We start from the raw sequence: 12,862 nt of genomic DNA, 5'->3' as shown, positions 1-12,862 counted from the left end.
AAAACTTGCTCTGTTTGGCAAGCATTGTCAAATTATTTATTTCCCTGGTGCTTTCTTCTTACCAGCCACCGTCTGCCTTCTGCCTCGACGGGTTCTAGCGTTGGTGCGGGTTCTCTGGCCTCTGACTGGCAAGCCCATACGGTGACGACGCCCTCTATAAGTGCCAATGTCAACTAAGCGCTTGATGTTCATTGACTCCCAGCGCCGTAAGTCACCTTCAACTTCATAGTTGGTTTCTATTTCTGCTCGCAGTTTGGCTACATCGCCGTCACTCAACTCTTTAACGCGGGTGTCTGGGTTCACACCTGTTGTCGCTAGAATTTCTTGCGATCGCGATAAACCTATTCCGTAAATGTAAGTCAGACCAATCTCGACGCGCTTATCGCGTGGAAGGTCTACTCCGGCAATACGTGCCACAATGAACTCTCCCTATTGTTCTCGCAATTACTAGTAGTTAGAAAAACGTGATAAATCGCGTCTTTTCGTTTTAATACAGATTATGCGTCTTACAACACCACTGTCTTGATTCAGAGCCTTATCCTTGACGTTGCTTGTGTTTGGGGTTGACGCAAATCACCATAACGCGACCACGACGTTTGATCACATTACACTTTTCACAGATTTTCTTGACTGAGGCTCTAACTTTCATGCCTTTTTTACTTTTGACTCCAAATATTAAATTATAACATTTCTTGGGAAATTATTCAGCTAATTTGACTAGGAAACAGTCAAAAAGATGATTTTATGGTAAAATTCTCTACATAGATTTACTTCTTTCTCAGTCGGTAGGTAATTCTGCCTTTAGTCAAGTCGTAGGGAGTTAGCTCTACCTTGACGCGATCGCCAGGCAAAATCTTGATATAATTACGGCGAATCTTGCCAGAAATGTGTGCTAGCACGTTAAACCCATTGTCCAAGTCAACGCGAAACATCGCATTGGGCAAAGACTCTGTAACCGTGCCTTCCATTTCAATCAAATCTTGCTTAGACAATTTGTTTTTTCCTCAACTCAACAATCTCCTATTCGTTTGCAGCACTTCATCTGCAAGAGAACACACTTTGAGAAATATATCAACACTTTCTTAATATATTTTAGCTAAAATTGTTCAATTTCTTGATTCTATGGAGAGTGGGGAGTGGGGAGTGCTGAATTGTCGTACTCTCTACTCCCTCTGTTTTTCAAGCGATTATCTTTTGGAGTTCATCAGTGACTTCTTCTTGGGACTGATTGCCATTGACCGTTAGGAGTTTTTGGCGATCGCGGTAATAATCTATTAAAGGTGCAGTTTCAGCACGGTAAACTTCTAAACGACGACGAATCACTTCTTCGTTATCATCTTTTCGTCCTCGTGCAAGTAAACGCACTACTACTACCTCATCTGGGACTTCTAGGCTGACAACTCTTTCTCCAGACTGGTCTAGTTGTTCGAGTAATTCCTCAAGAAAAACTGCTTGCTTGACAGTCCGAGGAAAACCATCGAGAATCCAACCATGCTTGGCATCTAACTGACTCAGCCGTTCCTGTACCATTTCCTGTACTAGAATGTCTGGGACTAGTTCCCCTTTATCCATATAACTTTGAGCTTTAATGCCCAAACGGGTTTGCTTTTCCAATGCTTGGCGCAATATATCACCCGTAGAAACATGGGGAACATGCTGATGGTCAGCTAATGTCTTAGCTTGTGTTCCTTTACCAGCTCCAGGCGGTCCCAAGAAGATTAGTCGCGTCACTATTGTTTCACCATTCCTTCATAGCGCTGAGAGATAACGTAAGTTTGGATTTGTCTTGCCGTATCTATCGCCACACCAACTAAAATTAACAAAGAGGTAGCACCCAATCCCTTAAATGTGGGTACTCCTAAAGCACTTTCCACGCCGGTTGGGATAATAGCAACTAAGCCCAAAAAGATAGCACCCAAAAAAGTGAGTCGGTTCGACACCCGTTCGATATACTCGCTAGTTGCCTTGCCAGGGCGAATACCAGGAATACTAGAACCCATTTTCTTCAAGTTTTGCGCCACATCTACTGGGTTGAGAATCAACGAAGAATAGAAGTAGCTGAAGAAAACGATGGAAATCATGTAGACTAGGGCATAAAGCCAAGAACCAGAACCGCTGGGACTCAGATAAGTGTTAACTATATTGGCCAATTCTGCATTTTTAGTGAAATTGGCGATTAACAGTGGCAAACTGAGGATTGCAGCAGCAAAAATAATTGGCATCACACCGCCTTGATTGAGGCGCAAAGGTAGGAAACTACGCTGCTCTGCCAAAACTCGCCGACCTACTTGGCGACGAGCTGAAATAATTGGGATGCGACGCATTCCTTCCTGCACAACCACAATACCAACAATTGTTGCCAGGAAAACTAAGATTAGCACGATTACGCGGCCTACTGTTTCCCGACCGCCTACTTGCACCAAATCGATGGTATCGCCTAAAGCTTTAGGTAACGACGCGACAATGTTGACAAAAATCAACAATGATGCACCATTTCCGATTCCACGTTCTGTAATTAGTTCTGATGCCCACATGACGAACATGGAACCAGCAGTTAGGGCGATCGCAGTTTCAGCTACAAACAGTGGTCCTGGGTTTAAGGCAAACTGCTGCAAAAATAATGCCGAAAAAGCTGTACTTTGAATAATTGCCCACCCCAAGGATACATAGCGGGTAATTTGGGATATTTTTCGCCGACCCGCTTCCCCTTCATTTTTCTGTAAATTTTCTAAAGATGGAATCGCAGCGGTGAGCAATTGGATGATAATGGACGCATTAATGAAGGGCAAAATTCCTAAAGCAAAGACTCCCAAAGTCGAAAGTCCTCGCCCCGAAAATATATCCAACAAACCAAATATGGCATTATTTCCTGAGATAGCTGCGGCAAACCTATCTCTATCAATTCCTGGCACGGGCAAGAAGATGCCTAAGCGAACCAAAATTAAAATACCAACAGTGACAAGCAGCCTACCTCTCAGCCCGGCTGCTTGTGCCATCTGCATAAAAGTTTCTTGAGCCGTTGGGGATTTGTCTCGACTGATCATAGAGTGCTACCTTTATTGTGAACCAGGCGCTGGCTGCGAGTTGGCTTGCATCTAAGTGCCCTATTCCGGCTCACTCATAAGACTTCACAACTCCCACCAGCTGCCTCAATTTTGCTCCGAGCTGTACCTGTGAAAGCTGCCGCTTGTACCTTGAGCGGAACGCTCAATTCCCCGTTACCCAAAATTTTCAATGGGCCTTTAGCACCAGTAATAATACCTGCTGCTTCCAAGGAGGTCAAAGTTACTTCTGTATTAGCGGGAAGAGAGGCTAGCTTCTCTACATTAATCGTAGTGTAATTCTTCCGATTCACAATCGGAAAGCCCTTGAGTTTTGGTAAGCGGCGGTACAATGGCTGTTGACCACCTTCAAAACCTGGTCTAGTACCGCTACCAGAGCGAGATTTTTGGCCCCGCATACCTAGACCAGCACTGGCACCTTGACCGGCAGAAATACCCCTACCTACACGCTTCTTGCGTTTCTTTGAGCCTTTTTGCGGCTTAACATCGTTGAGTCTCATAAGCTAAAAATGTCATTTGTCCTTGGTATTATGTCATTTGTCTTTTGTCATTTGTCGTTGTTATTCACTAATGACCAATGACTAATGACTAATGACTAATTAGATGTAGAGATTTTCAATAGCAATACCGCGATCTTCGGCAACTTCAGAAAGAGTACGCAGTGTAGACAAAGCGTTGACTGCGGCTCTAGCATTGTTGAGTGGATTGTTGGAGCCAAGTTGTTTAGCTAGGACGTTGCGAACTCCTGCCAGTTCCAATACTGTACGCACGGCGCCACCAGCAATTACACCAGTACCAGGTGCGGCTGGACGCATAATCACTTTTGCACCACCACCAACACCATCAATGGGATGTGGGATGGAGTTGGATTTGGTGATTGGGATATCAATGAGGTGTTTTTTGCCGTCAGCTACACCTTTTTTGACTGCTCCAATTACATCTGAAGCTTTGCCTACTCCGACACCAACTTGACCACGTTCGTTACCAACGACGACGATCGCTCGGAAGCTAAGTTTTTTACCTCCTTTAACAACCTTACTCACGCGTCGGATCTGAATAACCCGCTCTTGCCAAGTGGTTTCTTCTTTTTTGGCACGCTTGGTTCTACTTTTACGCTCTGTTGCCATAATCAATGTTCTCTTAATGTCATTTGTCAGTTGTCATTTGTCTTTTGTCATTTGTCTTTTGTCGTTTGTCAGTTGTCCTTTGTCATTTGTCAGTTGTCCTTTGTCATTTGTCTTTTGCAAATGACTAATGACTAATGACGAATGACCAATGACTAATGACCAATAACTAATGACCAATGACTAATGACCAATGACTTTAGAAATCTAAACCAGCTTCGCGTGCTGCATCAGCTAGTGCTTTGACACGACCATGATATAGGTTCCCGCCACGATCGAAGACTACTTTGGTGATCCCTTTTTCTAGCGATCGCACTGCTATCAACTTACCAACTTGGACTGATGCGTCGCGGTTAGCGCCTGAAGCTAAACTCGATTTCAAATCTGGTTCTACAGTTGATGCTGCGACTATGGTGTGATGCTGTGTATCATCAATTACCTGGGCATAAATATGCTCATTAGAACGAAATATTGCTAAACGCGGGCGTTCTGGAGAGCCAATTACTTTGCCACGAACGCGTCGATGGCGACGCTGTTTTGATTCTCTACGAGTAAGTTTCATTTTTACTTCTTACCACTCTTACCAGTCTTACCAGCTTTACGTCTTACCACTTCACCGGCATAGCGAATACCTTTGCCCTTGTAAGGTTCTGGTGGACGAACGGCACGAATTTTAGCTGCTGTATTGCCGACAATTTCTTTGTCGTAGCCACTGACGATGACGTTAGTGGTACCTTCTACTGCAAACTGAATTCCTTCTGGTGGTTCAATTTGCACCTGATGGCTGTAACCCATGTTCAAAACTAGGTTACGTCCTTGAACTTGTGCGCGGTAACCAACACCTTGAATTTCCAAACGGCGTTGAAAACCTTGGGAGACTCCCTCAACCATGTTGGCAACTAAAGTACGGCTCAAGCCGTGCAATTGCCTCGAAGTACGAGTCTCGTCTCGACGAGTTACTTGTAATATTTCTCCCTCTTGGGAGACGATAACGTTAGCGGGTAAATTGCGAGAAAGTTCTCCTTTGGGCCCTTTCACCACAACCTTAGTACCATCGATCGCCACTTGTACTTTGGCGGGAATAGTAATTGGACGTTTACCAATACGAGACATGACTTTTTGTCCTTTGTTATCTGTTATTTGTCCTTTGTCCTACCCTTCGGGAAGCCGCCCTCTGGGCGTCTACGTCCTTTGTCCTTTGTTCTTTGTCTTTTGTCCTTTGCTAATGACTAATGACTAATAACTCAATGACTAATGACCAATGACTAATGACAAATGACTACCAAACGTAGCAAAGTACTTCGCCACCCAAATTCTGACGCCGCGCTTCGCGGTCAGTCATAATACCACTGGATGTGGAAATAATGGCGATGCCAATACCGCCTAGTACCCTTGGTAATTCTTTTCTATTGGAGTAAACACGCAAACCAGGCTTACTGACTCGCTTGAGGGCGGTGATCAGAGGCTGGCGATTTTTACCCTTGTATTTCAAGGAAATCACCAGATTGCGTTTTACTTCATCTCCTGCTTCTTCAAATTCACCAATAAAACCTTCCTCCCGCAGCACTTTGGCAATACTACGGGTCATTCTTGTAGCTGGCACTTGTGTAGTTTGATGCCGCGCCAGGTTGGCATTGCGGATGCGCGTCAGCATATCTGCAATTGTGTCGTTAGCCGCCATCGTTCCCTCTATAGATGAACTTATTGATCGCGAAAGGGCATTCCTAATTCTTTAAGTAAGGCGCGACCCTCTTCGTCGTTTTTCGCTGTGGTAATGATGGAAATATCTAAACCACGCACTTGATCGATACTGTCGTACTCAACTTCTGGAAAAATTAGCTGTTCTCTAACACCCAGAGTATAGTTTCCGCGTCCGTCAAAGCTTTTAGGGCTGACGCCACGAAAATCTCTAATTCTAGGTAGTGACAGGCTAACAAGTCGGTCGAGAAAGGCATACATTCTCTCGGCTCGAAGGGTTACCATAATACCCACAGGCATCCCTTGACGAATTTTAAAGCCAGCGATCGCTTTTTTCGCCCGCGTCACTACTGGTTTTTGACCAGTGATTAAGGCAATTTCGTTGATAGAAGCTTCGAGAGCCTTTGCATTTTGAGCTGCTTCGCCCAAACCTCGGTTAACAGTAATTTTTACCAACTTCGGTACTTGATGAATATTGGTAAATTGAAACTGCTGGGTCAGCTTAGGGACGATTGTCTCTTGATATAAAGTTTTGAGTCTTGTTGTCGGCATAGTTTTTTGTCCTGATATCCCTGGGCTTGGTCAGGGAACCTTTAATTTTGGATTTTAGATTTTGGATTTGGGATGAAATTTAAAATCTAAAATCTCAAGTTGGCTAATTCTTGTTATTTATCAAGAATCTCACCAGTTTTCTTGAGCTTTCTAACTTTTTTGCCTTCTGGCGTAAAAGTGTAACAAACACGACTGGCAACGTTTTGCTTGGTGGAATAAAGCATGACGTTGGAGCTATGAATGGGGAATTCTTGGGTGACAATCCGCCCTGATTCTCCTTCTTGCTGGGGTTTGACGTGCTTAGTTTTAATGTTGACACCTTTGACGACAACTTTACTCAGTTGGGGAAGTGCTTGAATAATTTCACCAACTTTTCCTTTGTCTTTACCAGCAATTACTTGTACGGTGTCGCCAGTTTTGATGTGCATTTTGTGGAATACTTTGGGCGTACCCTGTTTGGCTGCCATTACAGCACCTCCGGAGCCAGAGAAACAATTTTGGTAAAGTTTTTATCGCGGAGTTCCCGAGCAACTGGGCCAAAAACCCGTGTGCCTCTGGGATTACCGTCTTTGTTAATAATTACAGCCGCGTTATCGTCAAAGCGAATACTCATACCGCTATCACGATTTACGGCTTTACGAGTACGGACAATTACTGCTTCCACAACATCAGACTTTTTTACAGCCATATTGGGTGTAGCATCTTTAACAACAGCAATAATCTTATCGCCAATAAAACCATAACGGCGGTTACCTCCGCCCAATACGCGGATGCACATCAGTTTTCGGGCACCGCTATTATCTGCGACATTTAAGTAAGTCTGGGGTTGAATCACGATTTTCTTCCTTGTAATGTTGTTAGAAAACTAACAACTATGAAGTTTAAGTAGGTTTGACGTTCAGGATTTCTGTGATTTTCCAGCGTTTGGTTTTACTCAGGGGTCTAGTTTCCTGAATCCGGACGCGATCGCCCACTTTACACTGATTCTCTTCGTCGTGAACTTTATAGCGCTGGGTGTTGACTACAATCTTGCCGTACTTGGGATGAGGAGCGCGGTTTTCTACGGCGACTACTACCGTTTTTTGCATTTTGTCGCTCACTACCAAGCCAACTCGTTCTTTGACTGCCATAATCTCCTATTCTTCTGCTTGCGGCGTTTGATTTGCTGCCCGTTTGCGTTCTCCCTCGACCGTCAGCAATTGGGCTAGGCGGTGCTTAGCATGTCGGAACTGGTGGGGCTTATCTAGCTGTCTTGTAGCTTTTTGCAAGCGCAACTGAAATAGTTGTCTTTTAACAGCAAGAATTTCCTCAGAAAGTTTATCGTCACTTAATTCTCTTGCTTGTGAAATTTTGGGAAGAGGCATAACCTACTCCTGCTCCTGTGGTTGAGAGCGCACAATAAATTTGGTTTTTATTGGCAGCTTAAATGAAGCCAAGCGCATAGCTTCACGGGCGATTTCTTCTGAAACGCCAGCGATTTCAAACATAATTCGCCCTGGCTTGACTACAGCTACCCAAAACTCTGGCGAACCTTTACCAGAACCCATCCGGGTTTCCGCAGGACGCATGGTTACAGGTTTATCAGGGAAAATCCGAATCCAGATTTGTCCACCCCGGCGAATATAACGAGTCATTGCTCGACGAGAAGCTTCTATTTGCCGGGAGGTAATCCAAGCAGGTTCTTGAGCTTGGAGTGCGAAATCACCGAAGTTGAGGGTACTACCACGGCTGGCTAGTCCCTCCATCCGTCCGCGCTGTTGTTTGCGGAATTTAGTTCTTCTAGGACTTAACATGGTTTGTCACTTGTCATTTGTCATTTGTCAATTGGTCATTTGTCATCTGTCATTTACTAATGACTAATGACTAATGACTAATGACGATTTATCCTTCATTTGAGCGGTCTTCAAATTGTTGACGGCGGCGTTGTTGTTGTTGACGGCGACGGGGTTCCCGATCGCGATCGCCGCGATCGCGTTCCCGAGCTGCGGGTGGTGGTGCAGTTTCTTCTTGTCCAGGGATAATTTCTCCCTTAAACACCCATACTTTGATGCCCAAAATGCCGTAAATAGTTTTTGCCGTGCAATAAGAGTAGTCAATGTCAGCCCGTAAGGTATGTAGAGGAACTCTACCTTCACGAGTCCACTCTGTCCGGGCAATTTCTGCACCGTTGAGCCGGCCGCTGACTTGAATTTTAATGCCTTGGACACCAGCGCGTTGGGCACGCTGAATTGCTTGTCGCACTACCCGCCGAAAGGAAACACGACGCTCCAATTGTTGAGCAATGTATTCAGCAATCAGGTAGGCATCAGCATCAACTCGTTGCACTTCAACTACATTAATGCGAATCTGGCGATTACTACCCAATAGTCCTTGGAGTCCAGTACGCAAGGATTCTATGCCTTGTCCACCGCGGCCTACTACTACTCCTGGTCTAGCTGTACGTACTTCTAGGTCAATTTGGTCGGCCTTGCGCTCAATCCGGACTTCGGAAATTCCGGCGTTGTTTTGAGCGAGTCTACCGAGCTTTTGTTCTATGTATGTACGGAGTTTGTGGTCTTCTTGTAAAAGTTCTGGATAGCGTTCCGGAACTGCAAACCAACGGGATTGATGTTCTTGTGTAATACCCAGGCGAAAACCGACTGGATGAATTTTCTGTCCCACGAATGCTTCCTCTAAAATTTCTGACTTTAGCTTATTTTTCTGGGGCGGGTCCAACAGCGACAGTAATATGACATGTCGGCTTCCGAATTTGGTAAGCTCGACCTTGTGCCCTTGGTTGGAATCGTTTCAGGACAGGTCCTTGATCCGCATAAGCCTGAGTAATTATTAGTTGAGTCCGATCTAAACCAGCGTTATGTTCGGCGTTCGCAGCAGCGCTTCTGAGAACCTTCAATATGGGTTCAGTGGCGCGATAGGGCATGAATTCCAGGATGATTAGCGCTTCTCGATATGATCGCCCCCGGATTTGATCGAGTACACGACGCACTTTCAAGGGAGAAATGCGTATAAAACGGGCGATCGCTTTCACTTCAGTAGTATCAGTAGCCATAATTTTCTCCATTTTTGTCATTTGTCTTTTGTCATTTGTCATTTGTCCTTTGTCCTTTATCGAGAACTAATGACCAATGACTAATGACCAATGACTAATGACTACCTACCTGATTTTTTGTCACTTTTGCCATGACCCCTGTAGGTGCGTGTTGGGGCAAATTCGCCCAACTTATGTCCTACCATTTGTTCGTTTACAAATACTGGAACGTGTTGGCGTCCGTTATGAACAGCTATGGTATGACCAACCATTAGAGGCAAAATTGTCGAAGCTCGTGACCAAGTTTTAATAACTTCTTTTCTGTTATTGTCGTTGAGCTTTTCAATTTTTTTAAGGAGATGATCCGCAACGAAAGGACCTTTTTTTAAAGAACGACCCATAGTTCAATTTTGGATTTTGGATTTTGGAATTAGAATTTAGGAGTTAGGAGTTAGGAGTGAGATTTTACTCTCAACTCATAACTCTTAACTTCTAACTCTTTAAGATTCACGACCACCGCGACCGCGTTTAGAAGACTTACGGCGACGACGCACAATATATTTGCTGCTGAGTTTCTTAGGATTGCGTGTCTTGGCACCCAAAGTCGGTTTACCCCAAGGTGTTACAGGCCCAGATCTACCGATAGGCGCCCTACCTTCACCACCACCATGTGGGTGATCCACTGGGTTCATGACGCTACCTCTGACTTTAGGACGACGACCTTTCCAGCGATTTCGTCCTGCTTTACCTGCACTCAGGTTTCTTGCATCGGTGTTGCCTACTTGCCCAATGGTGGCGTAGCACTCGCGCCGAATCAACCGAACTTCTCCTGAAGGCAACTTGAGAGTTACATAATTACCTTCTTTTGCTACCACTTGAGCGCTAGCACCAGCCGCACGCACAATTTGACCACCTTTGCCAGGAGTCAGTTCTACGTTGTGAACACTAGTACCCAAGGGAATATTCGATAGCGGTAGGGCATTACCATCTTCAAAGGGAGCTTCAGTCCCAGCAATAACTGTTGTGCCAACTTTCAAGCCGTTTGGTTGGATAATATAGCGTTTTTCGCCATCTTCGTAATGCAACAGAGCAATTCTGGCGTTGCGGTTAGGATCGTATTCGATCGCTACGACTTGAGCAGGAATATTACGTTTATCCCTTTTAAAATCGATGATGCGGTAAAGCCGTTTGTGTCCACCACCCCGACGACGACTGGTAATCCGGCCTTGATTATTCCGACCTTTGGGACGGTGTACGGATTTAGTTAGAGATTTCTCTGGCTCAGTTTTGGTGATTTCTGAAAAGTCAGAAATCGTAACTTGGCGAGTGCTGGGGGTATAAGGGCGATAAGAACGAGTACCCATAATCTATTTTGGATTTTGAGATTTTGCGGAAAGTCTGAGCGGCGGTTTGCGCCGAGCTGAACTTTCCAAGACGGATTTTGGATTTACTGAATTTTGAATTTTGGATTTAATTGAGTATTTAACTAATTACGACCATAAATGGTGCTTTTTCAGTAAAATCCTCAATCTAAAATCTAAAATCTAAAATTCCTAGACATCTGGGAATAAAACTTGTCTAATCTTCTCTACATCCCCAGGTGCGACGGTAACAATAGCTCGCTTATATAGGGGCTTATAACCGACAAATTTCCCAACACGCCGTTTTTTACGTGGTGGTACTGCGGTATTGACTTTTACTACCTTGACTTGAAATAAGTCTTCGATCGCGGCCTTGATTTCTGGCTTAGACGCTTTTGGAATTACTTCAAAGGTGTATTTATTCTGCTCCATTAGGATCGTCGCTTTCTCGGTAACAATTGGGCGACGCACTAAGTCAGCAAGATCGCGGGGGTCAAAGCTAGGCACTGTAGACCTCCTGAATTTTTTCTAGGGCTGATGTTGTAAGCACAATCTTGTCAGCGTGCAGTAAGTCGTAAACATTTAACTGGTCGGCTGCAATTACTTTTAAGTTTTCGATGTTGCGAGCTGACAAATGAACGTTTTCCGGAAACTCAGACAATATTAATAATGTCTTATTTTCTGGTGCTGCTCCCCAACGAGCCAATGCTGCTACTAAATCTTTGGTTTTTGGACGTGATAGCTGTTCGCTAAATTCTTCGACCACAATCAAATCGTCAATCCGACCGACGAATGCTGTCCGCAGTGCTAAACGCCGCTCTTTGCGGTTCATACTCAGGTTAAAATCTCTGGGCTTGGGCCCAAAGATCACACCACCACCACGCCATAGTGGTGAACGAATCGAGCCGGCACGAGCGCGACCAGTACCTTTTTGTCGCCAAGGTTTGCGTCCGCCACCTCTAACTTCTGAACGAGTTTTTGTACTGGCAGTTCCTTGACGAGCGTTGTTCAATTGCCGTACTAAAGCGCGGTGTACAACATGAGACGCCGTTTCTTCTTTGGCAACTCGCAACTCAAAGCTGGTCTGGCCGACTTGTTCTCCTTGCCAATTTTTAACTACACTTTCAACCATTTTTAGTCCTTAGTCATTAGTCATTAGTCATTAGTCATTAGTCATTAGTCATTAGTCCAAATGTTGACCGTTGACTATTGCCTAGTGACTACTTACCAACTTTCTTTGCAGGTACAACACTTACTAGAGCGCCTGGTTTACCAGGAATGGCTCCTTTAATTAGCAATAAGTTGCGTTCTGAGTCTACTCGCACTACAGTCAGCTTGCGAATTGTGACGCGGCTACCGCCTAAACGTCCTGCCATCCGCTTACCTGGATAGACACGCCCGGGTGTAGTACCAGCACCAATGGAACCAGGCGCTCTATGGTTTTTAGAACCATGTGACATCGGCCCCCGACCAAAGTTGTTGCGCTTCTGGTTACCCGCAAAGCCGCGACCGATACTTGTACCGATTACATCTACAATTTGACCCGTACTAAAAATATCTGCTTTAATCTGTTGACCTAAAGCATAATCACCAGAGCTATCGGTGTGATACTCATTTAAATGACGCAATGCTGGAGCAGATGATTTAGCTAAATGACCCAACAATGGTCTGTTGAGTGCCTTTGGTTTAACTTCACCATAACCAACTTGAATGGCGGCGTAACCATCGGTTTGTCTTGTTTTAACTTGTGTAACAGTGCATGGCCCTGCTTGGATAACGGTAACAGGAATGGCTACTCCTGCCTCGTCAAATATTTGGGTCATGCCCAGCTTGGTGCCGAGAATACCTACAGACACAGTAACTGGTTCTCCTTTCTACTTGCTGACCTTGGAATCCGACTCTAGAGGACACGCTTTGTACGCGTCAGTTTAGGCTACAGCCTGGGAAATTTGGAATGGTTTTAACCCCTCCAAATACTTTGGGACACAACAAACCGTGTCCGTACTGCTTGGCGAATCTGTTTAGCTTCACTCACTA

At 44.9% G+C, this 12,862-nt stretch carries 23 protein-coding genes; all 23 read right to left on the bottom strand.

Annotation, left to right across the window (positions count from 1 at the left end):
• Nucleotides 1-36 precede the first annotated feature (36 nt).
• Complete coding sequence (gene rpsM, locus ACM0OY_RS09865) at nt 37-417, bottom strand: 30S ribosomal protein S13 (RefSeq protein ID WP_096536961.1); 381 nt, start codon at nt 415-417, stop codon at nt 37-39.
• A 118-nt stretch (nt 418-535) separates the two neighbouring features.
• A complete protein-coding gene (gene rpmJ, locus ACM0OY_RS09860) occupies nt 536-649 on the bottom strand; it encodes a 50S ribosomal protein L36 (RefSeq protein ID WP_015129703.1) in 114 nt (37 codons plus the stop codon).
• 118 nt (nt 650-767) lie between these two features.
• Nucleotides 768-992, bottom strand: a complete 225-nt coding sequence (infA, locus tag ACM0OY_RS09855) for a translation initiation factor IF-1 (RefSeq protein ID WP_006276978.1) — start codon at nt 990-992, stop codon at nt 768-770.
• Between the two features lie 187 nt (nt 993-1,179).
• Nucleotides 1,180-1,731: an adenylate kinase gene (locus ACM0OY_RS09850; RefSeq protein WP_414568678.1), complete on the bottom strand. Its 552-nt coding sequence runs from the start codon at nt 1,729-1,731 to the stop codon at nt 1,180-1,182.
• Nucleotides 1,731-3,044 (bottom strand): preprotein translocase subunit SecY, encoded by a 1,314-nt coding sequence (gene secY, locus ACM0OY_RS09845; protein ID WP_414568677.1) that lies wholly within the window; start codon nt 3,042-3,044, stop codon nt 1,731-1,733. Before secY ends, ACM0OY_RS09850 begins: the two co-directional genes overlap by 1 nt.
• 74 nt (nt 3,045-3,118) lie before the next feature.
• Nucleotides 3,119-3,562 (bottom strand): 50S ribosomal protein L15, encoded by a 444-nt coding sequence (rplO, locus tag ACM0OY_RS09840; protein WP_414568676.1) that lies wholly within the window; start codon nt 3,560-3,562, stop codon nt 3,119-3,121.
• 99 nt (nt 3,563-3,661) lie between these two features.
• On the bottom strand, nt 3,662-4,189 hold the full coding sequence (gene rpsE, locus ACM0OY_RS09835; protein ID WP_414568675.1) for a 30S ribosomal protein S5: 528 nt from the start codon (nt 4,187-4,189) through the stop codon (nt 3,662-3,664).
• A 196-nt stretch (nt 4,190-4,385) separates the two neighbouring features.
• A complete protein-coding gene (gene rplR, locus ACM0OY_RS09830; RefSeq protein ID WP_073641958.1) occupies nt 4,386-4,748 on the bottom strand; it encodes a 50S ribosomal protein L18 in 363 nt (120 codons plus the stop codon).
• Between the two features lie 2 nt (nt 4,749-4,750).
• Entirely contained in the window at nt 4,751-5,299 is a 549-nt protein-coding gene (gene rplF, locus ACM0OY_RS09825) for a 50S ribosomal protein L6 (protein WP_414568674.1), read from the bottom strand.
• A 166-nt stretch (nt 5,300-5,465) separates the two neighbouring features.
• Complete coding sequence (gene rpsH / locus ACM0OY_RS09820; RefSeq protein WP_073641956.1) at nt 5,466-5,867, bottom strand: 30S ribosomal protein S8; 402 nt, start codon at nt 5,865-5,867, stop codon at nt 5,466-5,468.
• A 20-nt stretch (nt 5,868-5,887) separates the two neighbouring features.
• A complete protein-coding gene (rplE, locus tag ACM0OY_RS09815; RefSeq protein WP_414568673.1) occupies nt 5,888-6,436 on the bottom strand; it encodes a 50S ribosomal protein L5 in 549 nt (182 codons plus the stop codon).
• A 113-nt stretch (nt 6,437-6,549) separates the two neighbouring features.
• A complete protein-coding gene (gene rplX, locus ACM0OY_RS09810; protein WP_414568672.1) occupies nt 6,550-6,903 on the bottom strand; it encodes a 50S ribosomal protein L24 in 354 nt (117 codons plus the stop codon).
• A complete protein-coding gene (gene rplN, locus ACM0OY_RS09805) occupies nt 6,903-7,271 on the bottom strand; it encodes a 50S ribosomal protein L14 (protein ID WP_073641953.1) in 369 nt (122 codons plus the stop codon). The genes rplX and rplN overlap by 1 nt, the downstream gene beginning before the upstream one ends.
• Nucleotides 7,272-7,317: 46 nt before the next feature.
• Entirely contained in the window at nt 7,318-7,566 is a 249-nt protein-coding gene (rpsQ, locus tag ACM0OY_RS09800; protein ID WP_096536971.1) for a 30S ribosomal protein S17, read from the bottom strand.
• A gap of 6 nt (nt 7,567-7,572) precedes the next feature.
• Nucleotides 7,573-7,800: a 50S ribosomal protein L29 gene (gene rpmC, locus ACM0OY_RS09795; protein WP_414568671.1), complete on the bottom strand. Its 228-nt coding sequence runs from the start codon at nt 7,798-7,800 to the stop codon at nt 7,573-7,575.
• A 3-nt stretch (nt 7,801-7,803) separates the two neighbouring features.
• Nucleotides 7,804-8,229 (bottom strand): 50S ribosomal protein L16, encoded by a 426-nt coding sequence (gene rplP, locus ACM0OY_RS09790; protein ID WP_073641950.1) that lies wholly within the window; start codon nt 8,227-8,229, stop codon nt 7,804-7,806.
• An 88-nt stretch (nt 8,230-8,317) separates the two neighbouring features.
• A complete protein-coding gene (rpsC, locus tag ACM0OY_RS09785; RefSeq protein ID WP_414568670.1) occupies nt 8,318-9,097 on the bottom strand; it encodes a 30S ribosomal protein S3 in 780 nt (259 codons plus the stop codon).
• A gap of 31 nt (nt 9,098-9,128) precedes the next feature.
• Nucleotides 9,129-9,485, bottom strand: a complete 357-nt coding sequence (gene rplV, locus ACM0OY_RS09780) for a 50S ribosomal protein L22 (protein ID WP_414568706.1) — start codon at nt 9,483-9,485, stop codon at nt 9,129-9,131.
• A 101-nt stretch (nt 9,486-9,586) separates the two neighbouring features.
• Entirely contained in the window at nt 9,587-9,865 is a 279-nt protein-coding gene (gene rpsS, locus ACM0OY_RS09775) for a 30S ribosomal protein S19 (protein ID WP_073641947.1), read from the bottom strand.
• Nucleotides 9,866-9,964: 99 nt separating this feature from the next.
• Complete coding sequence (gene rplB, locus ACM0OY_RS09770; protein WP_414568669.1) at nt 9,965-10,828, bottom strand: 50S ribosomal protein L2; 864 nt, start codon at nt 10,826-10,828, stop codon at nt 9,965-9,967.
• 189 nt (nt 10,829-11,017) lie between these two features.
• The gene (locus tag ACM0OY_RS09765; protein ID WP_414568668.1) at nt 11,018-11,332 is read right to left on the bottom strand and encodes a 50S ribosomal protein L23; all 315 of its coding nucleotides are present in this window, start codon (nt 11,330-11,332) and stop codon (nt 11,018-11,020) included.
• Nucleotides 11,325-11,957, bottom strand: coding sequence for a 50S ribosomal protein L4 (gene rplD, locus ACM0OY_RS09760; RefSeq protein WP_414568667.1), 633 nt, complete (start codon nt 11,955-11,957; stop codon nt 11,325-11,327). Before rplD ends, ACM0OY_RS09765 begins: the two co-directional genes overlap by 8 nt.
• Before the next feature lie 88 nt (nt 11,958-12,045).
• Complete coding sequence (gene rplC, locus ACM0OY_RS09755) at nt 12,046-12,681, bottom strand: 50S ribosomal protein L3 (protein WP_414568666.1); 636 nt, start codon at nt 12,679-12,681, stop codon at nt 12,046-12,048.
• Nucleotides 12,682-12,862: the final 181 nt, after the last annotated feature.

It is taken from the genome of Nostoc sp. CCY 9925 (assembly GCF_963920935.1).
Taxonomy (GTDB): domain Bacteria; phylum Cyanobacteriota; class Cyanobacteriia; order Cyanobacteriales; family Nostocaceae; genus Nostoc.
This window is presented reverse-complemented; position numbering and strand designations above follow the sequence as displayed.